The 21,362-nt window shown below is 68.0% G+C and carries 25 protein-coding genes and 1 tRNA gene; 9 read left to right on the forward strand and 17 right to left on the reverse strand.

Annotation, left to right across the window (positions count from 1 at the left end; translation table 11 throughout):
- The first annotated feature begins 38 nt into the window (after window positions 1-38).
- The 3 genes from TL10_RS07555 to TL10_RS07565 are packed head-to-tail and all read left to right on the forward strand — an operon-like array spanning window position 39 to window position 3,056.
- Entirely contained in the window at window positions 39-911 is an 873-nt protein-coding gene (locus TL10_RS07555) for a carbohydrate ABC transporter permease (RefSeq protein WP_043985174.1), read from the forward strand.
- Window positions 898-1,737: a carbohydrate ABC transporter permease gene (locus tag TL10_RS07560; RefSeq protein WP_043985175.1), complete on the forward strand. Its 840-nt coding sequence runs from the start codon at window positions 898-900 to the stop codon at window positions 1,735-1,737. Before TL10_RS07555 ends, TL10_RS07560 begins: the two co-directional genes overlap by 14 nt.
- Entirely contained in the window at window positions 1,734-3,056 is a 1,323-nt protein-coding gene (locus TL10_RS07565; RefSeq protein WP_043985176.1) for an ABC transporter substrate-binding protein, read from the forward strand. The genes TL10_RS07560 and TL10_RS07565 overlap by 4 nt, the downstream gene beginning before the upstream one ends.
- Here the strand turns inward: TL10_RS07565 and TL10_RS07570 are convergent.
- Window positions 3,053-3,889, reverse strand: coding sequence for a CbiQ family ECF transporter T component (locus TL10_RS07570; RefSeq protein ID WP_043394083.1), 837 nt, complete (start codon window positions 3,887-3,889; stop codon window positions 3,053-3,055). The genes TL10_RS07565 and TL10_RS07570 overlap by 4 nt on opposite strands.
- Complete coding sequence (locus TL10_RS07575) at window positions 3,886-5,913, reverse strand: ATP-binding cassette domain-containing protein (protein WP_043985177.1); 2,028 nt, start codon at window positions 5,911-5,913, stop codon at window positions 3,886-3,888. The genes TL10_RS07570 and TL10_RS07575 overlap by 4 nt, the downstream gene beginning before the upstream one ends.
- 99 nt (window positions 5,914-6,012) lie before the next feature.
- Here TL10_RS07575 and TL10_RS07580 point away from each other — a divergent pair, with 99 nt between their 5' ends.
- On the forward strand, window positions 6,013-6,456 hold the full coding sequence (locus TL10_RS07580; protein WP_081936629.1) for a MarR family winged helix-turn-helix transcriptional regulator: 444 nt from the start codon (window positions 6,013-6,015) through the stop codon (window positions 6,454-6,456).
- 67 nt (window positions 6,457-6,523) lie between these two features.
- On the opposite strand, the gene TL10_RS07585 is transcribed toward TL10_RS07580, so the two are convergent.
- On the reverse strand, window positions 6,524-7,027 hold the full coding sequence (locus TL10_RS07585) for an LppP/LprE family lipoprotein (protein ID WP_043985178.1): 504 nt from the start codon (window positions 7,025-7,027) through the stop codon (window positions 6,524-6,526).
- A 62-nt stretch (window positions 7,028-7,089) separates the two neighbouring features.
- Between TL10_RS07585 and TL10_RS07590 the strand changes: the two genes are divergently transcribed.
- Window positions 7,090-7,563 carry a GNAT family N-acetyltransferase gene (locus TL10_RS07590; protein WP_043985179.1) on the forward strand — a complete coding sequence of 158 codons (474 nt, stop codon included), beginning with the start codon at window positions 7,090-7,092 and terminating at the stop codon, window positions 7,561-7,563.
- Window positions 7,564-7,576: 13 nt separating this feature from the next.
- Here TL10_RS07590 and TL10_RS29495 read toward each other — a convergent pair whose 3' ends face one another.
- The 3 genes from TL10_RS29495 to TL10_RS07605 all read right to left on the reverse strand — a co-directional run bounded on the left by TL10_RS29495 (window position 7,577) and on the right by TL10_RS07605 (window position 8,560).
- A complete protein-coding gene (locus tag TL10_RS29495) occupies window positions 7,577-8,032 on the reverse strand; it encodes a PRC-barrel domain-containing protein (protein WP_082067881.1) in 456 nt (151 codons plus the stop codon).
- A gap of 45 nt (window positions 8,033-8,077) precedes the next feature.
- Window positions 8,078-8,302: a hypothetical protein gene (locus TL10_RS07600; RefSeq protein WP_043394089.1), complete on the reverse strand. Its 225-nt coding sequence runs from the start codon at window positions 8,300-8,302 to the stop codon at window positions 8,078-8,080.
- Window positions 8,303-8,487: 185 nt separating this feature from the next.
- Window positions 8,488-8,560: transfer RNA gene (locus TL10_RS07605), tRNA-Asn, on the reverse strand.
- Window positions 8,561-8,718: 158 nt separating this feature from the next.
- On the opposite strand from TL10_RS07605, the gene TL10_RS07610 reads away from it, so the two are divergent.
- The gene (locus TL10_RS07610; RefSeq protein WP_043394091.1) at window positions 8,719-8,961 is read left to right on the forward strand and encodes a hypothetical protein; all 243 of its coding nucleotides are present in this window, start codon (window positions 8,719-8,721) and stop codon (window positions 8,959-8,961) included.
- A 38-nt stretch (window positions 8,962-8,999) separates the two neighbouring features.
- On the opposite strand, the gene TL10_RS07615 is transcribed toward TL10_RS07610, so the two are convergent.
- From TL10_RS07615 to TL10_RS07625, 3 genes are all read right to left on the reverse strand, one after another.
- Window positions 9,000-9,281, reverse strand: coding sequence for a DUF7155 family protein (locus TL10_RS07615; RefSeq protein WP_043394093.1), 282 nt, complete (start codon window positions 9,279-9,281; stop codon window positions 9,000-9,002).
- A 78-nt stretch (window positions 9,282-9,359) separates the two neighbouring features.
- On the reverse strand, window positions 9,360-11,249 hold the full coding sequence (gene dnaG / locus TL10_RS07620) for a DNA primase (protein WP_051954777.1): 1,890 nt from the start codon (window positions 11,247-11,249) through the stop codon (window positions 9,360-9,362).
- A gap of 74 nt (window positions 11,250-11,323) precedes the next feature.
- A complete protein-coding gene (locus TL10_RS07625) occupies window positions 11,324-12,592 on the reverse strand; it encodes a deoxyguanosinetriphosphate triphosphohydrolase (RefSeq protein ID WP_043985180.1) in 1,269 nt (422 codons plus the stop codon).
- A gap of 63 nt (window positions 12,593-12,655) precedes the next feature.
- Between TL10_RS07625 and TL10_RS07630 the strand changes: the two genes are divergently transcribed.
- Window positions 12,656-14,602: a TPM domain-containing protein gene (locus tag TL10_RS07630; RefSeq protein ID WP_043985181.1), complete on the forward strand. Its 1,947-nt coding sequence runs from the start codon at window positions 12,656-12,658 to the stop codon at window positions 14,600-14,602.
- On the opposite strand, the gene TL10_RS07635 is transcribed toward TL10_RS07630, so the two are convergent.
- The 4 genes from TL10_RS07635 to TL10_RS07650 all read right to left on the reverse strand — a co-directional run bounded on the left by TL10_RS07635 (window position 14,599) and on the right by TL10_RS07650 (window position 17,942).
- Window positions 14,599-15,438, reverse strand: coding sequence for an SDR family oxidoreductase (locus TL10_RS07635; RefSeq protein ID WP_043985182.1), 840 nt, complete (start codon window positions 15,436-15,438; stop codon window positions 14,599-14,601). The genes TL10_RS07630 and TL10_RS07635 overlap by 4 nt on opposite strands.
- Before the next feature lie 68 nt (window positions 15,439-15,506).
- Entirely contained in the window at window positions 15,507-15,947 is a 441-nt protein-coding gene (locus TL10_RS07640; protein WP_043985183.1) for a hypothetical protein, read from the reverse strand.
- On the reverse strand, window positions 15,944-16,471 hold the full coding sequence (locus TL10_RS07645) for an EspA/EspE family type VII secretion system effector (protein WP_043985184.1): 528 nt from the start codon (window positions 16,469-16,471) through the stop codon (window positions 15,944-15,946). Before TL10_RS07645 ends, TL10_RS07640 begins: the two co-directional genes overlap by 4 nt.
- A gap of 85 nt (window positions 16,472-16,556) precedes the next feature.
- On the reverse strand, window positions 16,557-17,942 hold the full coding sequence (locus TL10_RS07650) for a glycine--tRNA ligase (RefSeq protein WP_043985185.1): 1,386 nt from the start codon (window positions 17,940-17,942) through the stop codon (window positions 16,557-16,559).
- 152 nt (window positions 17,943-18,094) lie between these two features.
- Between TL10_RS07650 and TL10_RS07655 the strand changes: the two genes are divergently transcribed.
- Together TL10_RS07655 and TL10_RS07660 are read left to right on the forward strand one after the other, a co-directional pair.
- The gene (locus TL10_RS07655) at window positions 18,095-18,451 is read left to right on the forward strand and encodes an ArsR/SmtB family transcription factor (protein WP_043394106.1); all 357 of its coding nucleotides are present in this window, start codon (window positions 18,095-18,097) and stop codon (window positions 18,449-18,451) included.
- Complete coding sequence (locus TL10_RS07660; protein ID WP_043394108.1) at window positions 18,448-18,840, forward strand: Fur family transcriptional regulator; 393 nt, start codon at window positions 18,448-18,450, stop codon at window positions 18,838-18,840. Before TL10_RS07655 ends, TL10_RS07660 begins: the two co-directional genes overlap by 4 nt.
- 15 nt (window positions 18,841-18,855) lie before the next feature.
- Here the strand turns inward: TL10_RS07660 and TL10_RS07665 are convergent, their stop codons facing one another.
- The 4 genes from TL10_RS07665 to recO are packed head-to-tail and all read right to left on the reverse strand — an operon-like array spanning window position 18,856 to window position 21,355.
- Entirely contained in the window at window positions 18,856-19,245 is a 390-nt protein-coding gene (locus tag TL10_RS07665) for an NUDIX hydrolase (protein ID WP_043985186.1), read from the reverse strand.
- Window positions 19,242-19,655 (reverse strand): hypothetical protein, encoded by a 414-nt coding sequence (locus TL10_RS07670; RefSeq protein ID WP_043394112.1) that lies wholly within the window; start codon window positions 19,653-19,655, stop codon window positions 19,242-19,244. The genes TL10_RS07665 and TL10_RS07670 overlap by 4 nt, the downstream gene beginning before the upstream one ends.
- A 25-nt stretch (window positions 19,656-19,680) precedes the next feature.
- The gene (locus TL10_RS07675; protein WP_043985187.1) at window positions 19,681-20,565 is read right to left on the reverse strand and encodes a decaprenyl diphosphate synthase; all 885 of its coding nucleotides are present in this window, start codon (window positions 20,563-20,565) and stop codon (window positions 19,681-19,683) included.
- The gene (recO, locus tag TL10_RS07680; protein ID WP_043394116.1) at window positions 20,510-21,355 is read right to left on the reverse strand and encodes a DNA repair protein RecO; all 846 of its coding nucleotides are present in this window, start codon (window positions 21,353-21,355) and stop codon (window positions 20,510-20,512) included. Before recO ends, TL10_RS07675 begins: the two co-directional genes overlap by 56 nt.
- Between the last annotated feature and the right edge of the window lie 7 nt (window positions 21,356-21,362).

Below are 21,362 nucleotides of genomic sequence, written 5' to 3' on the forward strand. Positions count from 1 at the left end.
GGCTACACCGTAATGGCAGGACCGGCTTTAATGATCCGGTGGCACGCCGCAGGTTCCGGGACACCCTGACCGGGTACGCGCTGCTCGCCCCCAGCCTGTTCGGCGTGGTCATGTTTCTACTGCTGCCCATGCTGGTGGTCGGCTGGCTGAGCCTGCAGCGGTGGGACCTCTTGGGACCCATCCGATTTGTCGGGCTCGACAACTGGCAGGCCGTGCTGACCGATCCGACGTTCGGCCGCTCGATGGCAGTGACCTTCGGCTTCATCGCGCTGGTCGTGCCCGTTCAAACTGTGCTGGGTCTGGCGGCGGCCATGCTGCTGGCCCGCGGGCTGCCGGGCACCGGGTTCTTCCGCACGCTCTATGTCCTGCCGTGGATCTGCTCGCCGCTGGCGATCGCGGTGTTGTGGCGCTGGATTCTCAGCCCCACCGATGGCGCGGTCAGCACCGTGCTCGGGCATCGCATCGAATGGCTGACGGACCCGACACTGGCCCTGCCGCTGGTTTCGGCGGTGACCGTGTGGACCAACGTCGGCTACGTGACGCTGTTCTTCCTCGCGGGAATCCTGGCTATCCCCAACGATGTCCACGACGCGGCCCGGATCGACGGGGCGACGGCGTGGCAACGATTCCGTCGCATCACCCTGCCCATGCTGCGGCCAACGCTGTTCTTCGTCCTGGTGACGGGAATCGTGAGTGCGGCACAGGTTTTCGACACCGTGTACGCGCTGACCGGCGGCGGCCCCGACGGCCGCACCGATCTCATCGCGCACCGCATCTACGCCGAGGCGTTCGGCTCGGCGGCGGTGGGCCGCGCCGCGGTGATGGCGCTGATCCTGTTCGTCCTGCTGCTCGGCATCACGCTGGTGCAGCACATCTACTTCCGCCGACGGGTCAGCTATGACCTCACGTAACGCTCGGTGGTTCTCGCCGGCTCGGCCGGCGGCGATCTACGTCATCCTGGTGGCCGGCGCCGCGATCACCCTGGTGCCGTTCGGCCTGGGTCTGCTGACCTCGTTCACCTCAGCCCGGCAGTTCAACACCGAGTCGCCGCTGTCGCTGCCGAACCCGCCGACGTTGGCCAACTACACGGCCCTGAGCGACGCCGGCTTCGGCCGGGCCGCGCTGGTGACCGCCCTGATGACCGCGGTGATCCTGTTGGGCCAGTTGGCCTTTTCCGTGACCGCCGCCTACGCCTTCGCCCGGCTCGAATTCCCGGGCCGGGACACCCTGTTCTGGCTGTACCTGGCGACGCTGATGGTGCCGGCCACGGTGACCGTCGTGCCGCTGTATCTGATGATGGCCGAGGCCGGGCTGCGTAATACGTTCTGGGCGTTGGTTCTGCCGTTCATGTTCGGCTCGCCCTATGCGATCTTCCTGCTGCGCGAGTACTTCCGGTCCATCCCGGCCGACCTGATCCGCGCCGCCCGCATCGACGGCGCCGGCACGCTGGATGTCATCGTGCACGTGGTGCTGCCGGCCAGCCGGTCGATCCTCGTGACGCTGGGGCTGATCACCGTTGTCTCGCAATGGAACAGCTTCATGTGGCCGCTGGTGATCACCAGCGGCTCATCGTGGCGGGTGCTGACCGTCGCCACTGCCGGGCTGCAGTCGCAGTTCGACGCGCAGTGGACCGTGGTGCTCGCCGCGACAACCGTCGCGATCGTGCCGCTCATCCTGCTGTTCAGTGTGCTGGGCCGGCACATCGTGCGCTCCATCGTCGTCACCGGCTTGAAATGAAGTTCTCGACCCGGTTCGTGACCGCCCTGGCTACCGCCATGGCGGTGCTGCTGGTGGCCGCCGTGCTCATGGGCCGGACGCCGGACACCGGGAAAACCGTTGTCACCGTGCGGCTGTGGGACGCGCAGGTCGCCGCCGCGTACCGGTCGTCATTCGCCGAGTTCACGCGCCGGCACCCGGACATCGAGGTCCGGGTCGACGTCGTCGCCTACGCGTCATACTTCGATTCGCTGCGCACCGATGTCGCGGGCGGTGGTGCCGACGACATCTTCTGGCTGTCCAACGCGTACCTGGCCGGCTACGCCGACACCGATCGGCTGCTGGACATCGGACAGCTGTTGGGCCCCGGCGCGGCCGACGCGTGGGATGCCTCGGTGACGCAGCAATTCACCCGCGGCAACAAGGTGTGGGCGGTGCCGCAGCTGACGGACGGCGGCATCGCGGTGTACTACAACGCCGATCTGCTGGCGGCCGCCGGAATCGATCCGGCCGAACTGGACGCGCTGCACTGGTCCCCCGACGCCGATGACACCCTGCGTCCGCTGCTGGCCCGGCTCACTCTGGACCGGCACGGGAACCAGGTCGGGGCACCGGGATTCGACGCCGGGCAGATCCGGCAGTGGGGCTACAACGCGGCCAACGATCTGCAGGGGATCTACCTCAACTACATCGGCTCGGCCGGTGGCCAATTCAGCGACGGGGACCGCTTCGCCTTCGACAATCCCGGCGCGCGACAGGCATTCGAGTATCTGGTCAACCTGATCAACACCGACCACGTCTCCCCCTCGGCGGCCGACACCAACGGCAACGGCGACTTCTCCCGCAACCAGTTCCTGCAGGGCCGGATGGCTCTGTTCCAATCTGGCACCTACAACCTGGCCGCCATCGCCGATCAGGCCCCCTTCCGCTGGGGTGTGGCGATGCTGCCCAGCGGACCGGCCGGCCGCGTCAGCGTCACCAACGGGATTGCCGCCGCGGCCAATTCGGCCACCCGCCATCCCGACGCGGTGCGTGCGGTGCTGGCCTGGATGGGCAGCGCCGGAGGGAACGCATTCCTTGGCACGAGCGGCGCCGCGGTGCCCGCCGTGCTGGCGGCCCAACGGGTCTACTTCGACTACTGGGCGCAGCGCGGGATTGACGTTCTGCCCTTTTTCCAAGTCCTGAACGGCCCGCGCATCCCGGCCCCCGGCGGCGCGGGCTTCCCGGCCGGATTCCTGGCCATCAGACCGCTTTTCGACGAGATGTTCCTGGGCCGCGCCCCCGTCGCATCGACCTTGGCCGACGCGCAGCAGGCGGCCAACGCCGCAGCCGACCGCTAAAGCCGGTGGGTGGCCAGCGGCGTGGCCACCTCAACCCACAGCGACAACCCACACATCGCAATCACCATCAGCAGCGCCACCGCGTCCGCCCGTCCCGGCCGTGCCGGACTCGCGACGATCTGGCCCACCCCGCCACGCGCGGTGATGGCGTCACCCATCTCGTCACCGCGGCGCAGGGCCACCGTGATCGCAGCGGCCAGCAGGTCGACGATCTCGGCGCGGCGTTGCCGACTGCGCTCCCGACGGGTCTCCGGCCGCACCTTGGGACGCAGCCGACGCGCCGCGAACAGCACGCGGTATTCGTCGATCAGCATCGGGAAGGCGCGCAGACCCAGTGCCAGCGTCACGGCCCACTCATCGACCGGAATCCGCAGCCACTTCAGCGGCCGCCCCAAAGTAGCCACCGCCGGGGCGATTTCAGCGACGTTGGTGGTCCACGAGACCAGCCCGCCCAGACCCAACAGCACGATCGACAGCGCGGTGATCTGCAGGAAGTTCAGCAGACCGCCCAGTCCCAGATGCACCGACGCGATGTCGATGAACGGCTCGCCCCCGGCCAGGGCCGCCGTCCCTCCGCCGAGCAACAGCAGCACCCACACCAGGCGCGGTACCGACGGCAGCACCGTGCGCGGGATGCGCGCCAGCCATACCGTCACCATCACCAGCAGTGCAACCAAGCCGATCGGCACCCACCCGGGGTAGATCGTCAGGACGACGCCGATCAGCGCCACCACAATGAGTTTGGTGCCGGCCCACAATTCGTGAACAGGCGACGTGCCCGGCACGGGACGCAGCAGCACCATCGACCGGCGCTGGGCGGCTGGGGCGGTCATGATCGTCCTCCCGCGGTGATCGGCGCTTCAGCGAGTTCTCCGCGGTGCAGCCGCAGGATGCGCGGGCACAGCTCGTCGAGTCCGGCGAAGTCGTGCGAGATGACGACGACCGTCAGCCCGGTGGTCCGGCGCAGCTCGGCGAGCAGCGTCACCAGGCCGCGCTGGCTCGCGGCGTCCAGCCCGGCCAGCGGTTCGTCCAGGATCAGGGCCCGTGGACGACGAGACAGCAACCCGGCCAACACCACTCGGCGCATCTGGCCGCCACTGAGCTGATCGATACGCCGGTCGGCCAGCTCGGGGTCCAGCCCGACCATCGCAAGTGCCTCGGTGATCCGGGCGGTGTCGTGCTTCGAAAATCCCGCAGCCGACGCGATTTCAGCGCCCACGCGGGACCGCATCAACTGCAGCCGCGCCGCCTGGAACGAAATGGCCACGGCGCCAACCTGATCGGACACGGGTTTGCCGTCGAGCAGACAGCTGCCGGTGGTCGGCACGGTGAGTCCGGCCAGAATCCAGGCCAGCGTGGACTTGCCGGAGCCGTTGAGCCCGTGGATCAGCACGCCCTCGCCCTGGTGGACCGTGAAGCTGATATCGCGCAAGGCCGTTGATTCCCAGGGCGTTCCGCTGCCGTACTGGTGGCCGACTCCGCTGACCTCGAGCACCGCCGGGCCGTCGGGTTCGATGCCCGTCGACACGATCGGCACCGGTGCGGTCGCGACCATCTCGATGTTGTCGCTGGCGCCGTCCAGCCGGACCACCCGGTCGGCCGAGTCGGCTTCGTCGTTGTAATGCGTGATGTGCACCAGCGAGGTTCGGTGGTGCCGCGTCAGGTCGGACAGCACCGAGAGCAGCACGTCGCGGCCCTCCTGGTCGACCATGCTGGTGACCTCGTCGGCGATCAGCAGCGCCGGCTCGCGGGCCAGCGCGGCCGCGACGGCCAGGCGTTGCAGCTCGCCGCCGGACAGCCCACCGGTGTCCCGCTCCGCCATGCCGCTCAGGCCGACCTCACCCAGTAGCCGTTCGACGTCGATGGTCGTGCCCGACGGCAGACCCCAGACCACGTCGTCGGCGACGCGGGTACCGAGCACCTGACTCTCCGGGTGCTGCATGACCACCGCGGTGCCACCCGCCTGACCGAGGCCGACCGCACCCGGCCGGTCGATGGTGCCGGCGGTTGGTGCACGGCCCGCGAGCGTCAGCATCAGCGTGGTCTTGCCCGACCCGTTGGCGCCCGTGACGGCGACGTGCTCGCCCGCGTTGATGTCCATGCTCACCGGTCCGAGCGCATCACGATTGGTACCCGGGTACCGGAATCGAACATCACGCAGGCGAGCCGGGACCGGTGCCACCGGGCCGGCTGATTCGACGGTGTCGAGCTTGTGCACATCGGGAATGCCGAACAGCCGCTTCAAGACTCGCGACAGCGCCCACCAGCCCAGGAGGGTGACTAACAGGATGTGCATGATCATCGAGAGCATCACCGGCACCGGCCAGTAGTGCAGGAACGCGGCAAAACTGGTGCGCAGATCCTCGGCGGCGCGCTCCCCGCCGGGCATCGCCCCGACGATGTTGGCGATGCCGTTGATGTTCGAGGTCATCGACGCGAAGATCAGCTCCCGCAGCCGTCCCACCAGCAGCAGGATGCCGATGACGTAGGCGCCGAACACAGCTCCGGCGACCACCGACGCCCACAGGACAGTCCCGATGCCGCGGCCCGTGCGTTTGACGATGCCCGTCAGGCCACCGATGTAGGCACAGAACACCACCGTCATCAGACCGCCCATGCCGGCGATGAGGAACGCGATGGTGCTGCCTGCGACGGCCGCGGCCACCAGCACCCGGAGTCGGTAGCGGTAAGCGAGCAGTCCCATCGGGACCGTGCCCAGCATGCCGAGGCCCGCGGCGAATGGGACGACGACGGCAATGATGGCGGTGGCCGCGCTCAGCGCCGCCATCACGGCGGCCTGGGCGTACTCGCCCGGATTGAGGGGACCGGCTTTGTCGCGGGTGCCGGCAGCAGTCATTGCACAATTCTGCCAGCTGCGTAGACGAGTAAACTCGACAGCGATGTGACCGTCACCACTCGCGACGGTCGTTCGACTACATAGAGAATCTATGAAACCATGTTGAACATGGGAATTGCACCGGCGACCGACACGACCCTCGGCTCGGATCTCCTCGCCGTCGTTGCCCGCATCAACCGCTTGGCCAATCAGCGTGTCCGGCTCCCGTTGCCGTTCGCCCAGGCCCGGCTGCTCTCCACCATCGACGCCGAGGGCCGCGCCCGGATCTCCGATCTCGCCGCGCTCGACCACTGTTCGCAACCGACGATGACGACCCAGGTCCGTCGGCTCGAGGACGCCGGACTGGTGTCCCGCACCGGCGATCCCGACGACGCCCGCGCCGTGCTCATCAGCATCACCCCACAGGGCATCGCCACCCTGGCCCAGGTGCGCGCCGACCGCGGCAGCGCCATCGACCCAGTCCTGGATGCGCTCGACAGCTCCGACCGGGAGACGCTGGCCGCTGCCGTCGAGATCATGCGCGGCATGCTCGCCACGTACTGATGCCGAACGTGAACTAGATGGCCAATTTCGGCGCTTTTTTCGCCATCTACTTCACGTTGGACGCGGGCTACTTGGGTCCGGGAATCGGATCCAGCGCCTTGAGCGCACCGCCGTCGACGGTGAACCGCGTGCTACCGATGCCTGTCGGCATTCCCGGCTGATCCTTGGCCTGCTCCCACTGGTACTGAACCGTCACGCTGTCCGGCGCGCTCGCGGTCACCGTGATGTACGGCCGCGCGTTGGGTGTCGGCGTGCCGATCATCGTGTTCTTGTTGAAGAACACGACCTGCTGCGGACTGTCCGGCGTCGAGTTGTTCTGGCCGACCTGCACCCAGTACAACGCACAATTCGCGGTGTGGCCGCTGCTCATCTGGGTCCACTTGCCCGACGGCGGTGCCGGCAGCGCGTAGATCGATGCGGTCACGACGTTCTGGGCCGGTCCGTCGGCGGGCGTGCACTTGTCGGCCTGCGGGGCGGAGTCCGGGCCTTTCGGGCTCCAACCACACCCGGCGGCAAGCAGGGCCGATGCTGCCAGCACGGACAGGGCTGCGATGGAGCTGAAAGGACGCATCAGGTCAGCCTACGGATGCCCGGAGATGAGGTTCGGCCGCGGCCGCCGATTAACCTGTGGCAGTGAGTGCTCCCCATGACTTCAAGCTCCGACCGTGCCAAGGACCCGCGGAATGGCCTGCGCTGGTACGCATCTGGCGCAGCGCGGTCGAGGCGACACACGACTTCCTGACCGCCGACGACATCGACTTCTACGAACGCCGGCTCGCCGAGGAGTACTTGAAGATGGTCGACGTGACGGTGGCGGACTCCGACGGCGTGCCCGTCGGGTTCTCGGGCGTCGCCGGCGGGAACCTCGAGATGTTGTTCATCGACCACCAGCATCGTGGCCGGGGCGCGGGTTCGGTGCTGCTGGCCGACGCGATGGCCAAGAATCCGGGCCTGCTGGTCGATGTGAACGAGCAGAACCCGCAAGCCGTCGGTTTCTACCACCGCCACGGCTTCGTCACCCTGAGCCGTTCGGAGACCGACGGCGACGGGCGGCCGTTTCCGATCCTGCATCTCGGACCCGCCGAGTCTGCCGCGCAACGCGGCTAGGTAGCGCCGACAGTCACTGACCTGGCGTCTCCGGCTCGGCCGTGCGTGCGGACGTGTTGGCGGCAGTGCCCCCGATTCCGGCTGCCGCGGCCGCGGCTTCCCGGAGGTGCTTCCCCGGCGCCGACGACTGCTGCGGCGCCGATTCGAGTCCGGTCGCGTGCTCCGCAGGCATCCCGTAATGCCGGAGCAGCGCGGCCACCTCCGGCGCGGTGATGCGATCGCCATCGGCTATCGGTGGGGCGTTCCCGACGATGTTCTTCGCGACGGCAACCCGAACCGATCCGTCACCGCCTCGCGCGCCGCCCAACGGCACGAACGACTCTGAGCTACCGAACCACCCGCTGCGAACAGACGCCCATTTCGGGTGCCCGGTACGGCGATCGACGTACACGCGATGAATCGTGCCGATCTTGTCTCCCGCGAGGTCGTAAACCGTCGCCCCGACAAACCGGGCCACCTCATCCGACATCGATCTGCTCCCCTGTTCTTCTACCCGCGCTGTCCCGCGCGGGAATCAGCCATGGTGCAGATGGTGGTGGTGCTCGTTGAGCAACATGCCCGACAGCAACCACACGGCACCGAACGTCGCAGCGGCCAGGGAGACGATCATCGCCACTGCGCCGAACGTCAGATATCCGGCCACCATCGCGACGGCACCGGCAACCAGGGCCACGAAGCTGACGGCGATGGTCACCAGACCCGGCACCATGGCGCCGACCGGGGTAGGTGATTCATTCATGTACTGCGGATACCCGAATGCGAGACGACCAAAACGCCGGTCGCCGGTGCGCCTCTGCCGAGCGTGGGGCGTGCCGAGGCGACACGCCGCAAAAGCCACGGCAGGCCACACGCTCGGCATAGGGCGCGAAGCGGAACCCGCCCCAGAAAGCAAAATGACCAGCACTTTCGTGCTGGTCATGCTTGCTCCCCCGATTGGACTCGAACCAATAACCGCCCGATTAACAGTCGGGAGCTCTGCCAATTGAGCTACAGGGGATTGTGCTCAGGCCCCGGGCGCGTGTCCCTGAACCGAGGCATGACTCTAGCGCATGACTGCGCGGATCTTTGAATCGGCTGGTAGCCGCCGGTCGGGCCAGACGCATCGGCGATCGTGAGGCAGGATGGAGCCAAGCACCGTCATCAGGGAGGGGTCCAGTGATCCGAGCCGTCGCCGTCATGGCCGTTGGCTATGTTCTGGGAGCCAAAGCAGGCCGTCGCCGTTACGAGCAGATCGCCGGCACCTATCGCGCCATCACCGAGAGCCCGAAGACCAAGGCGATGCTGGATGCCGGCCGGCGCAGGTTGGCCGACAAGGTGTCACCGGACCCGAACATGGTGCGGTTGACGGCGATCGACACTCAGACCACGGTGCTGCATCCGGAGTCGATTCACGACTGACCCGACTGGTAATCGGGCGGTTATTGGTTCGAGAACCGTCAGCCGAGCGGCCGGTTCCAGGTCTGGCCGGGCAGCAGCGGACCGCTGCTGACACCGCCGTTGGGGCCCCACACGCCCCACGGCGTGCCCACGTTCACGGGCTGACCGTTGGACCGGCCCATGCAGTTGCCGTCTTCTTTGTTGCCGAACCAGGCGAGGCAGCCGCCGTCAGCCGTCGACTGTGACGACGGGGCGCTGCTCAGCGCGACGATGACCGGGGCTGCCACTGCGGTGGCCACGAGCGCTGCTGCGGCGAAAAGCCGGGTTGCTCCGATGGTCATGGTGGGCCTCTCCCCTTTGGTCGGTTCTGCCCCACCATATCGCGCACGGTGGTTCTGCGCGTTACACCAGGAAAAGCCTCAGCTGACGTCGTCGCCGCTGGCCTGCTGCAGCAGGCTGCGTCGGTACTGCTCCATGGCGACGAGGTCGCCGAACAACGCGTGGTACTCGGTGCTCTGCTCCACGGGCGACATGCGCTGCAGTTTCGACTTCAACTCGGCGATCTCGCGGCCGACCCAGACTTCCTGCAACCGGGCCAGCACGCTTGCGATGTACCGCGGCAGCCTGTCCTCTTCGACCTGGAACGCCTCGACCGACAGCTCGTTGATCAGGCTCGCCGCCGCCGGCTCGGCCGCCCGGATCGCCTCGATCCACTCTGCGCCGCCCAGACCGGACGCCGTGCCGCCCGCGGCGGTGATCGCCTGCCGGACCGCGGCATAGGCGGGGTGGGTGAAGCTGTCGACCGGCAGCCCGTCGAATACCGGGCCGGCCATCGCCGGGTGCTGCAGCGCCGACTTGAGTGCTTCACGCTGTGGCCACAACGTCGGGTCTTTGGGGTTCGGACGCCCAACCGCAGGCACCGGGGCTGCCGGTGCCGCCGGGCGACGGGCGTCGCGCTTCGACGTCGCGGGGCCCGCCTTGGCAGACTCGCGGACTCGCGAAATCACCTGCGCCACATCGTCCCAACCGACCCAGCCGGCCAACTGACGGGCGTACTCGTCACGCAGGGTGGGGTCTTTGATGCGGGCGGCCAGCGGCACACAGCGGCGCAGCGCCGCCACCCGGCCCTCGGCGCTGTCCAGGTCGTGCTCTTCGAGCGCGGTGCGAATCACGAACTCGAACAACGGCGTTCGGCGCGCCACCAGATCCCGCAGGGCACTGTCGCCGGACTTGAGCCGCAGATCGCAGGGGTCCATGCCGTCAGAAGCCACCGCGACGAACGACTGTCCGGTCAGATTCTGTTCGCCCTCAAAGGCTTTCACAGCGGCGGCACGGCCGGCGGCGTCACCGTCGAACACGTAGATCAGCTCGCCGCGAAAGAAGTTGTCGTCCATCATCAGTCGCCGCAGCATCGACAGGTGCTCGTCGCCGAAGGCGGTACCGCAGGACGCGACCGCGGTGGTCACCCCGGCCAGATGCATGGCCATGACGTCGGTGTAGCCCTCGACGACGACGGCCTGGTGTCCCTTGGCGATGTCGCGCTTGGCCAGGTCGAGCCCGAACAGCACGTTGGATTTCTTGTACAGCACCGTTTCCGGCGTGTTGACGTACTTGGCTTCCATCTGGTCGTCGTCGAACAGGCGGCGGGCACCGAACCCGATCACCTCGCTCGTCGCGCCCCGGATGGGCCACAGCAGCCGGCGGTGGAACCGGTCCATCGGGCCGCGGCGACCCTCCCGGGACAGCCCGGCGGCCTCCAACTCTTTGAAGGTGAATCCCTTGCGCAGCAAGTGTTTTGTCAGGGTGTCCCAGCCCGACGGCGCGAAACCGCAGCCGAAACGCTTGGCCGCGTCGGCGTCGAAGTTCCGCTCGATCAGGTACTGGCGGGCGGCGGCGGCTTCGGCCGACTGCAGCGCCTCGGCGTAGAACTCCTGCGCGGCGGTGTTGGCGGCGAGCAGACGGCTGCGGCTGCCCTTGTCCCGCTGCACATTGGTGGTCGATGACCCCTCGTAGCTGATGGGGTAGTTCAGCCGGTCGGCGAGCAGTTCGACGGCCTCGACGAAGGTGACGTGCTCGACCTTCTGCACGAACGCGTAGACGTCGCCGCCCTCACCGCAACCGAAGCAATGGAACTGGCCGTGGTTGGGCCGCACGTGGAACGACGGTGACTTCTCGTCGTGGAACGGGCACAGACCCTTCATCGAGTCGGCCCCCGCGCGCCGCAGCTGCACGTGCTCGCCGACGACGTCCTCGATGCGGGTGCGTTCACGAATGGCCGCGATATCGCGATCAGGAATCCGGCCGGCCACGCGCCCAGTGTAGGCGGCGATTTTCCGGAGGTTGACCGGGTTTCGCCTCGCTACGGTGACGGACTTGGACAGCCCTAGTCCAGGGGCCGCGGCGACCGGGCTTCGTGGACGCGTTCGAGCCGGGTCTCGGTGTACGACGCGATCTGGTCGACGACCACCCGCAACCGGGCACCATCGTCGTCCGCGAGAGCGAACTCGGCGGCGAACTGCGGGTCGAGGCTCGCCGGGGCCTGGCCCCACAGCGACAGCGCGACCTCGCCGACCATGGTGCGCTGATCGGCCTGAATCTGCAGGTGCTGGTGGTCGGACATGATGAACTGCAGGGCCAGCATCTTGAGCACCGCCACCTCGGCACGGACCAGCGCCGGCACCGCGAGTTCGGCCTCGAAACGGCGCATGGTCGCGCGCCCCGCCTGCAACTTGGTCTCGGTGACCGCGGCATTGGCGAACCGGCCGACCAGTTCACTGGTGAGCTGCTTGAGCGCCACCGACGTCGCGACAGAACCGTCGTACTTGCCGACGGCGGTGACCACCGGCAGCTCTGACAACCGCGCGGCGGCCGCCAGCATGTCGTCGTGCGTCACCGTCGGATGCGACCGCGCACCCAGTCGGGCCAGGGTGTCGGCCGCGTCCGCGTCGGCGAGGACGCGCAGGTCGATGCGGCCGGAAATGATGCCGTCCTCGACATCGTGCACGGAGTACGCGACATCGTCGGCCCAGTCCATGACCTGGGCTTCCAGGCACAGCCGCTCGGCGGGCGCGCCCTCGCGCACCCAGGCGGCGGCGGCCGCGTCGTCGTCGTAGAAACCGAACTTGACGCGGTCCTCGCGAAACCACGGGTACTTGATCACGGCGTCCAGCGCGGCCCGGGTCAGGTTCAGCCCGGCCGAACGTCCTTCGCTGTCAAGCGCTTTCGGTTCGAGCCGGGTCAGGATCCGGAAATTCTGGGCGTTGCCCTCGAACCCGCCGAACGGTTTGGCGATCTCGTCGAGCGCACGTTCGCCGTTGTGGCCGTAGGGCGGATGGCCGATGTCATGGGCCAGCCCGGCGAGGTCCACCAGATCGGGATCACAGCCCAGGCCCACCGCCATGTGGCGCCCGATCTGGGCCACTTCGAGCGAATGGGTGAGCCGGGTCCGTGGCGTCTCCCCCTGCCGAGGCCCGACCACCTGGGTCTTGTCGGCCAGTCGGCGCAGCGCGGCACTGTGCAGCACCCGCGCCCGGTCACGCGAGAAATCCGTGCGGTGTCCGGCATCGGTGCCGGGCAGCGTGGCGCTCTTGACGCCTTCCTCGACCAGCCGCTGCCGGTCGAAGTCGCTGTATCCCTCACCTGCGATGCCCACAGCCGAAGTCTGCCAGCCCGGGTGCGCCGAATTACCACATACCCTGTCACTACATTGGGCGGCATGCGCATTGTGCGACTGCTCTGGCTGATGATCTCGGTCCTGATCGTGGGGACGCTGCTGGCCCCGACCACCACCGCCGAGCCGCCGATGCGGCTGCCGGACTACGTCACCGATGAGGCCGGCGTGCTGAACTCGCAGCAGCGCAGCGAGGTCTCCGGCGCGGTGCAACGGCTGTACGACAAGCGCGGCACGCGGCTGTGGGTGGTCTACGTCGACACCTTCGCCGGGGCGAATCCCCGCGAATGGGCGGAAAACAGCTGGCGCCAAAGCTTTCTGGGCGACCACGACGCCATCTTTGCCGTCGCGATCAAGGACCGCGCCTACGCGCTCCTGGTCCCGGAGGCCGCGACGGGTGACGTCGACGTCGACCGCCTGCGCCGGGATGTCGTCGAAGCCAAGCTGCACGACGGCGACTGGGCGGGCGCGGCCGTCGCTGCCGCCGACGGGCTTCGGGCGCCGGGTGGGCCGTTCAACTGGGTCGGGTTGGTGGCTGCGCTGGCGGTGATCGGCGTCGCGCTGGCCGGACTCATCTGGTGGGTCCGGCGTAGTCGCCGGCAGCGCCGGCAGGCCGATCTGAACGCCGCGCAGCAGGTCGATGCCACCGACGCCAACGCCCTCGCGAAGATGTCGCTGGAGACCTTGGAGGACCTGTCCAAGTCGATCCTCGTCGAGGTCGACAACGCGGTGCGCACCAGTGACAACGAGCTGTCCCTGGCCGTCGGCGAGTTCGGCGAGCGCGACACCGCGCCGTTCACCACCGCGGTGCAGAACGCGAAAACCGCGATGGCACAGGCGTTCAGCGTGCGCCAGATCCTCGACGACGACGTGCCCGAAACCCCGCAGCAGCATCGCGACCTGCTGACCCAGGTGATCGTCGCGGCCGCCCGCGCCGACAAGGAACTGGAGAACCAGCGCGCCGCCTTCCATCAGATGCGCGATCTGGTCATCAACGCACCGACCCGGTTGGACGCAATGACCCAGCAGATGGTCGTCCTGACGGCGCGCGTCGAGCCGGCTCAGCAGACCCTGACCGGGTTGCACAGCAAGTTCACCCCATCGGCGCTGGCGTCGGTCGCAGGCAACGTGGACGGTGCCAAACAGCGCCTGGCGTTCGCGGACCAGAACATCACCGCCGCGCGCGGGCTGGTCAGCAAGGCCGGCGACAGCCAGGCCGCCCTGGTCAACGCGATCCACGGCGCGGAGTCGGCGCTGGGTCAAACGCAGCGCCTGCTGGATGCGATCGACAGCGCCGCGGACGACATCACGCACGCGATCAGCGCCCTGCCCGCTGCGATCACCGACATCCAGCACGGGATCGCCGCCGCGGAGGCGGTCCCACCCGGAGCGCGCTACACGGAACTGACGGCAGCGCGTACCGCTGCGGTGCAAGCGGTTTCGAACGCGCAGGCGTCCGGCGCGGCCGATCCGTTCGGCGCTTTCACCCAATTGACCGCCGCCGACGCCCAGTTGGACAAGCTGCTGGCGATCATCGCCGACGAGGCCGCCGCCCGGCAACGGCTACAGCAGTCGTTCGATCAGGCCCTGCAGGCCGCGACCTCCCAGGTGCGCGGGGTGTCGGATTTCATCGACACGAACCGCGGGAGCGTCGGCCCCGAAGCCCGCACCCGGCTGGCCGAGGCGCAGCGCCGAATCGAATCCGCCCGGCAGACGTCGCGCACCGACCTGCCCGCCGGCATCGAGCAGGCCAACTCCGCGGCCGATCTGCTCAAGCAAGCCCAGCAGCTGGCCGCGAACGACGTCGCCGCCGCGCGGCAGTCCTACACCGGCACGAGCACCGGCGCGGACCTGGGCGGCATCATCATCGGCGGCATCCTGTCCGGCATGATTCGCGGCGGCAGCAGTGGCAGCAGCAGTGGCGGTGGTTGGAGCTCAACGACTTTCGGCGGCTCCGGTGGCGGCTTCTCCGGCGGTGGCGGCCGGTTCTAGCCCTGCGCGGCGGCGAGGCGGGCGCGCTCGCGCATCGAGGCGACCACGCCGCCGTCGTTGAGGATGTCGGTGCCGGTGAGGTAACCGGCCTGGTCGCTGGCGCAGAACGCGAACAGCGCCGCCATCTCTTCTGCTTTGCCCCAGCGTGGGACGGCGGCGTTCGTCAGCATCGCGCCCGCACCGGCGTCGGCCTCGAGCAGCCCCATCTCGGTGTCGACCGAACCCGGCGACACCGAGACGATGCGCAGGCCCTTGGCGTTGAAGCGCTCGGCCTGCGAGCTGCTGTACCACTTGACGAAGTTCTTGCTCACCCCGTAGGCCATGCCCGAGCGCAGTTCCTCGGGCGCGAACGCACAGGCCGTCGCCAGCTCGGCCAGGAACGCGTCCTCGTCGGTGAGTGCCAGCGGGAATTTCGTGGTCGGGATGATCTCGTCAGGCAACAGGTGTGCCGCCATCGACGCCACGTTGACGATCGCCGCGCCCTCGTTCGCGACCCGGTAGAAGGTCTCGTTGACGTTGACAGTGCCGACGGCGTTGGTGCGCGTCACATAGTCCGCCGCCCCCATGCTGGGGCTCACGCCGGCGGTGTGGATCACCGACGCGATGGGGCCGAGACCTGTTGCGGTAACGAACAACTGGTCCACCGCGGCCCGGTCGGTGACATCGGCGTTGACGATGGTCGCGGCGATACCGAGTTCGGCCAACTCGGCGGCGGCTTTGTCGAGGCGGTCCTGACGGACGTCGGCGAGCACCACCGCATGATCCCGCCCGACGACCTTGGCCGTCGCTGTACCCATGCCGCCCGCACCGCCAGTGATCACCGAAACCCGAGTCATACCGGCACGCTATACCGGAAGCCCAACGGGACGCGGACCGGTGCTCACAAACCGCTCAGCAGAATGGCTCAGGTGGTGTACAGCGACAGGTGGACGTACACCTCGTCGGGCGCGCGTTGGTCGACGACGACCTCGCGGTTGACCAGCCCGTGATCCTTGGTGGTGACCTTGTCCTGCAGGAACAACGGCGTGGGAGCACTCGCCAGCGACGGCCCCGCGAGCGCCGTCATCGTCTTGGGAATCTGGGACGGCCGCGGCGCCGCCGGGAACTGGCCCAGAAAGTCGTGCAGTTGGCTGTCGGTCATCCGCAGCGCCACGCGATAGCGGGTGTCGCGGCCCGAATCGGTGACAGTGGCGAGGACCGCTGCGCTCTGCGGCAACGTCACATCGCCGAACGCCGCGGCCAGCTCAGCGGGAACCGGCACCTTCTGCTCTCGGTTCTCGGTCGAGCACGCGGACAGCGCACACAGCAGCAGGACTGCGGTCAACGCACGCAGGTATCGCGTCATGGATGTTTATCGTTCGGCTCGTCGGCCTCACCGCCGCGCCCGGCGATGTCGCCGTAGGCCGTGCCGATCTCGCGGATGCGCGCCGCGATGGCGTCCAGATCCGTGTTCGACCGACTGATGATTGCGGTGATCTCCGCAGTCCCCTTGGCTACCACGGGAAGCAGCGCACGGTCACCCGCCGCGGTGGACGGGACGCTGGCCGCGGCATCGATCACCCATTGCTTGACGGAATCGAGATCGCGACGACCCGCCGTCACCACGGCCGCGGACCGATCGACCTCGGCACCGAGGCGCCGGTCGAGTGCGGCCAGCCTGCCGATGGTCCCGGCATGCTCCCGATTGCAGCCGTCGTATGCCTCGGCCGCAGCACCCGTCCACTCTCCTCCGGGCGCCACTGACAAGACCGTGCTGCGCAGTTCGTGGAACTGCGCACTTCTGTCGAATTCGGAGCCGCCAACCGGCGTGTCGGACCCGAACGTCGCGCGCGCGTCGTCCCAAGTCGCAAGAAATGCGCCGAGAACCATCACTGTCGCCCCCTCCAGCGTCCCTTGGCCCTTGGCTCACAAGCCTATTCGAGCCCGCGGCAGGTCCCCGGCGGCAATTTCTCCGTCAGCAGCCCTTGAGGCGCACCGCGAGGTAGTCGCTGACGGCGTCGATCGCGACGCGCTCCTGGGTCATGGCGTCACGCTCGCGGATGGTCACGGCGTGGTCCTCGAGCGTGTCGAAGTCGACCGTGATGCAGTACGGCGTGCCGATCTCGTCCTGACGACGGTAGCGGCGGCCGATGGCGCCGGCGTCGTCGAACTCGACGTTCCAGTTCTTGCGCAGCTCGGCGGCCAGGTCGCGGGCCTTCGGCGACAGGTCGGCATTGCGCGACAGCGGCAGCACCGCCGCCTTGACCGGCGCGAGGCGCGGATCGAGCTTGAGCACCGTGCGCTTGTCGACGCCGCCCTTGGCGTTGGGGGCCTCGTCCTCGTGGTACGAGTCGACCAGGAACGCCATCAGCGACCGGGTCAGGCCGGCTGCGGGCTCGATGACGTACGGCACGAAGCGGGTGTCGGTGCCCTGGTCGTAGAACGACAGGTCGACGCCCGAGTGCTCGCCGTGCGTGCTCAGGTCGAAGTTGGTGCGGTTGGCGATGCCCTCGAGCTCACCCCACGGGTTGCCGGCGAAGCCGAACTTGTACTCGATGTCGGTGGTGCCGGCGCTGTAGTGCGACAGCTTCTCCAGCGGGTGTTCGTACAGCCGCAGGTTCTCCGGGTTGATGCCCAGGTCGGTGTACCACTGGAAGCGGGTCTCGATCCAGTACTTGTGCCACTCCGGCGCGGTCGAGGGCTCGACGAAGAACTCCATCTCCATCTGCTCGAACTCACGGGTCCGGAAGATGAAGTTGCCCGGCGTGATCTCGTTGCGGAAGCTCTTGCCGATCTGGCCGATGCCGAACGGCGGCTTCTTGCGCGCGGTGGTCACCACGTTGGCGAAGTTCACGAAGATGCCCTGCGCGGTCTCCGGGCGCAGGTAGTGCATGCCTTCTTCGGACTCGATGGGGCCGAGGTACGTCTTGAGCATCATGTTGAAGTCACGCGGCTCGGTCCACTGGCCCTTGGTGCCACAGTCCGGGCAGACGATCTCGTCCATCGAAACGGAGTCGGGGTCGTCGAGGCCCTTCTTGAGGGCGTAGGCCTCCTGCATGTGGTCCTGACGGTGCCGCTTGTGGCAGTTCAGGCACTCGACCAGCGGGTCGTTGAACACCGCGACGTGGCCCGAGGCCACCCACACCTGCCGCGGCAGGATGATCGCGCTGTCCAGGCCGACGACGTCGTCGCGGGAGGTGACGACGGACTTCCACCACTGGCGCTTGATGTTCTCCTTGAGCTCGACACCCAATGGCCCGTAATCCCACGCAGACTTTGTGCCGCCGTAGATTTCGCCGGACTGGAAGACCAGACCACGGCGTTTGGCCAGGTTGGCAACGGTGTCGATGATGGACGCCACGATGTTCGAGCACTCCTCGAGTCAGCTGGGATGCAACCCGTCCAGCCTAAAGGCCCCACTCACCGGTGAATGTCGCACCCACCTTTGACATGCGTATGCACGCATGGAAAGCTAAATGAAAACTATTTCCAATAGCTTGGGAGTTACCTAGGGTGCCACCCACCACCACGCATGACGAGCTCGACCACCAGCACAGCGGTGCGCCGTTCCCGTCGCCCCCGCCGCGGGAGACGCTCGACGCCGCCGGCGACCTGCTGCGCGCCCTGGCCGCCCCCATCCGCATCGCGATCGTGATGCAACTGCGGGAGTCACAGCGCTGCGTGCACGAACTCGTCGACGCCCTCGGTGTGGCGCAGCCACTGGTCAGCCAGCACCTGCGCATCCTCAAGTCGGCCGGGGTCGTCGCCGGTGAACGCGCCGGCCGCGAGGTGATGTACCGCCTGGTCGACCATCACCTCGCGCACATCGTGGTCGACGCCATCGCCCACGTCGAGGAGGACCGGCCGTGACCGCCCCTACCCGATCCACCAAACAGCGCACCGCGATCGCCGCACTGCTCACCAACGTCGAAGAGTTTCGCTCCGCCCAGGAGCTGCACGACGAACTGCGCCGCCGCGGTGAAGGCATCGGCCTGACGACCGTCTACCGCACCCTGCAGTCGATGGCCGCGGCCGGACAGGTCGACAGCCTGCGCAACGACAGCGGTGAGGCGCTGTACCGGCGCTGCTCGCAAGCGCACCACCATCACCACCTGGTGTGCCGGCAATGCGGTGCGACGGTCGAGGTGGCCGGCAGCGAGGTCGAGGCGTGGGCCACCGAAACCGCTGCGGCCCATGGCTTTTCCGACGTCAGCCACACCCTGGAGATCTTCGGCGTTTGCAGTCGGTGCACGGCCTGACCGCGTCCGCGCCGGTCAGCTGATCCGGACGAAATCCAGCACGATGTCGCGGGTCAGCGGCGCCAACACGACGTCGCCGAGATCGTGCGGATCGATCCAGGCCATCTCCTCGATCTCCGCGGCAGCCTGCGGTACGCCGTCGAGCCTCACGAAGAACAGGTCGGCCGCGACACTGTGCCCAGGCTCGTTGGCCGCGATCGCGGTGTGGTGACCCAACTCCCGCACGTCGGTCACCCCTACCCCGAGCTCTTCACGAACCTCGCGGACCAGCGCGTCGACCGGCGCCTCCCCCGGCTCGAACTTGCCGCCGGGCTGCATGAACGCCGTCGTCCCGCGTTTACGGACCAACAGCAGCCGCCCGTGCTCGTCGACCACCACCGCGGCGACGATCCGGATGACGGTCATGACGCCAGGTCGGCCCGCACGTCGACACCGGTGGACAGCACCAGCAGGACCAGCGTGGACAACGCGTCGTCGCTGAGACCAGCGGCCGGAAAGTTGTAGCGCAGCATGACGTCGCCGACCTTCTTGGCGCCGTTGCTCCGCGGGTCGCCCGCCCGCTCGACCAATACCACCGAGCCGAGCATGGTGCGTCCCGCATGATCGGACACCCGGTCACGAATCTTGTTGTCCAGCTTGATGTCCCACGCCAGCGGCTGGGTCAGTGAGATCAGCTCCAGGCCCTCGCTGATGTTCACCACCCGCAGTGAGGCCACCGTCCCGTCGTGCCCCACGGTCAGGGCGCCGTCGTTCTCCTCGACGATGGTGACCGTATCGGCCAACACCGAAGCCAAGCGCTGCAACAAGTTCGACATCAGGCCCTCCCACTCAGGTTCATCGTCAGGCTCTGCCGAAGCGTCGGTTGCGATTGACGTATTCCTCGCACGCAGCCCACAGGTCGCGGCGGTCGTAGTCCGGCCAGAGCTTGTCCTGGAAGACGTACTCCGCGTAGGCCGCCTGCCACAGCATGAAGTTGCTGGCGCGCTGCTCGCCCGAGGTGCGGATGAACAGGTCGACGTCAGGAATGTCGGGGCGGTGCAGGTGCTTGGCGACCGACGCCTCCGTGATCCGGCTCGGGTTGATCTTGCCCGCGGCCGCCTCCTCGGCGAGTTTGCGTGCGGCTTCGACGATCTCGGTGCGCCCGCCGTAGTTCACGCAGTAGTTGACGGTGATGACGTCATTGCCGACCGTCATCTGCTCGGCGATGTCGAACTCTTTGATGACGCTGCTCCACATGCGCGGCCGGGACCCGACCCAGCGCATGTTGACGCCCATCGCGTTGAGGTTCTCGCGGCGGCGGCGCACCACCTCGCGGTTGAAGCCCATCAGGAAGCGCACCTCTTCGGTGCTGCGCTTCCAGTTCTCGGTGGAGAACGCGTACACCGACAGGTGCTTGATGCCCAGTTCGATGGCTCCGCAGGTGATGTCGATCAGCACCGCCTCGCCCATCTTGTGGCCTTCGGTCCGCCCGAGCCCGCGCTGGGTGGCCCACCGGCCGTTGCCGTCCATCACGACGGCGACGTGGTTGGGCACCTGGTCGGCGGGAATCTGCGGGGCCACGGCCTTGGACGGGTGCTGCGGCGGCCGGGCGAAGCGGCCATTGGACCTCGGTGGGAGCTCCGGAAAGACCACCGGCCAGGTCGAAACGTCCGGGAAAATCGGATAGTCGTCAGGCGCCTGCGGCAGCTGCGGATAGCTGGTCTTGCGCGCCCGGTTGAGTGCCATGGGCAATATCCTGCCTGAGGAGGGTTACTCGCTGTTCAATGAGTGCGGTATCAGGGCGGTAGACGCGCTCGACCAGAGGCAATGTCCGCAGCTGACGCTCCAGATGCCACTGCAGGTGCGCGGCCACCAAGCCGCTGGCCTGGGTGCGATGCCCCGCCGGTGAGTCCTGCGCAAACTCCCAGTCGCCGTCGTGCAGCGCGGCCATCAGATCCAGCACACCCTGAGGTGGGGTGACCGATCCCGACGGCCGGCAGTGCACGCACACGCTGCCGCCGGCCGCGACGTGGAACGCCCGGTGCGGACCGGGTGCGGCGCAGCGGGCGCATTCGGTGATGGCCGGCGCCCAGCCGGCGATCCCCATGGCCCGCAGCAGATAGGCGTCGAGCACCAGTTCACGGGGCCTGCTGCCGTCGGCGACGGCCCGCAGCGCACCGACGGTGAGCCGCTGCAGCGCCGGCATCGGGTTGCGCTCCTCACCGGACAGCCGTTCCGCGGTCTCCAGGATGGCGCAGCCGGAGGTGTAGCGACCGTAGTCGTTGACGATGTCGGTGGCGAACGCGTCGATGGACACCACCTGGGTGACGATGTCGAGGTTGCGGCCGGGATGCAGCTGCACGTCGATGTGGGCGAACGGCTCCAGCCGCGAGCCGAACTTGCTGCGGGTCCGGCGCACGCCCTTGGCCACCGCGCGGACCAGCCCGTGGTCGCGGGTGAGCAGCGTCACGATCCGGTCGGCCTCGCCGAGCTTGTGCTGGCGCAGCACGACCGCTCGATCCCGGTACAACCGCATCGGCAGA

The organism is Mycolicibacterium llatzerense (assembly GCF_000878195.1).
Classification (GTDB): domain Bacteria; phylum Actinomycetota; class Actinomycetes; order Mycobacteriales; family Mycobacteriaceae; genus Mycobacterium; species Mycobacterium llatzerense.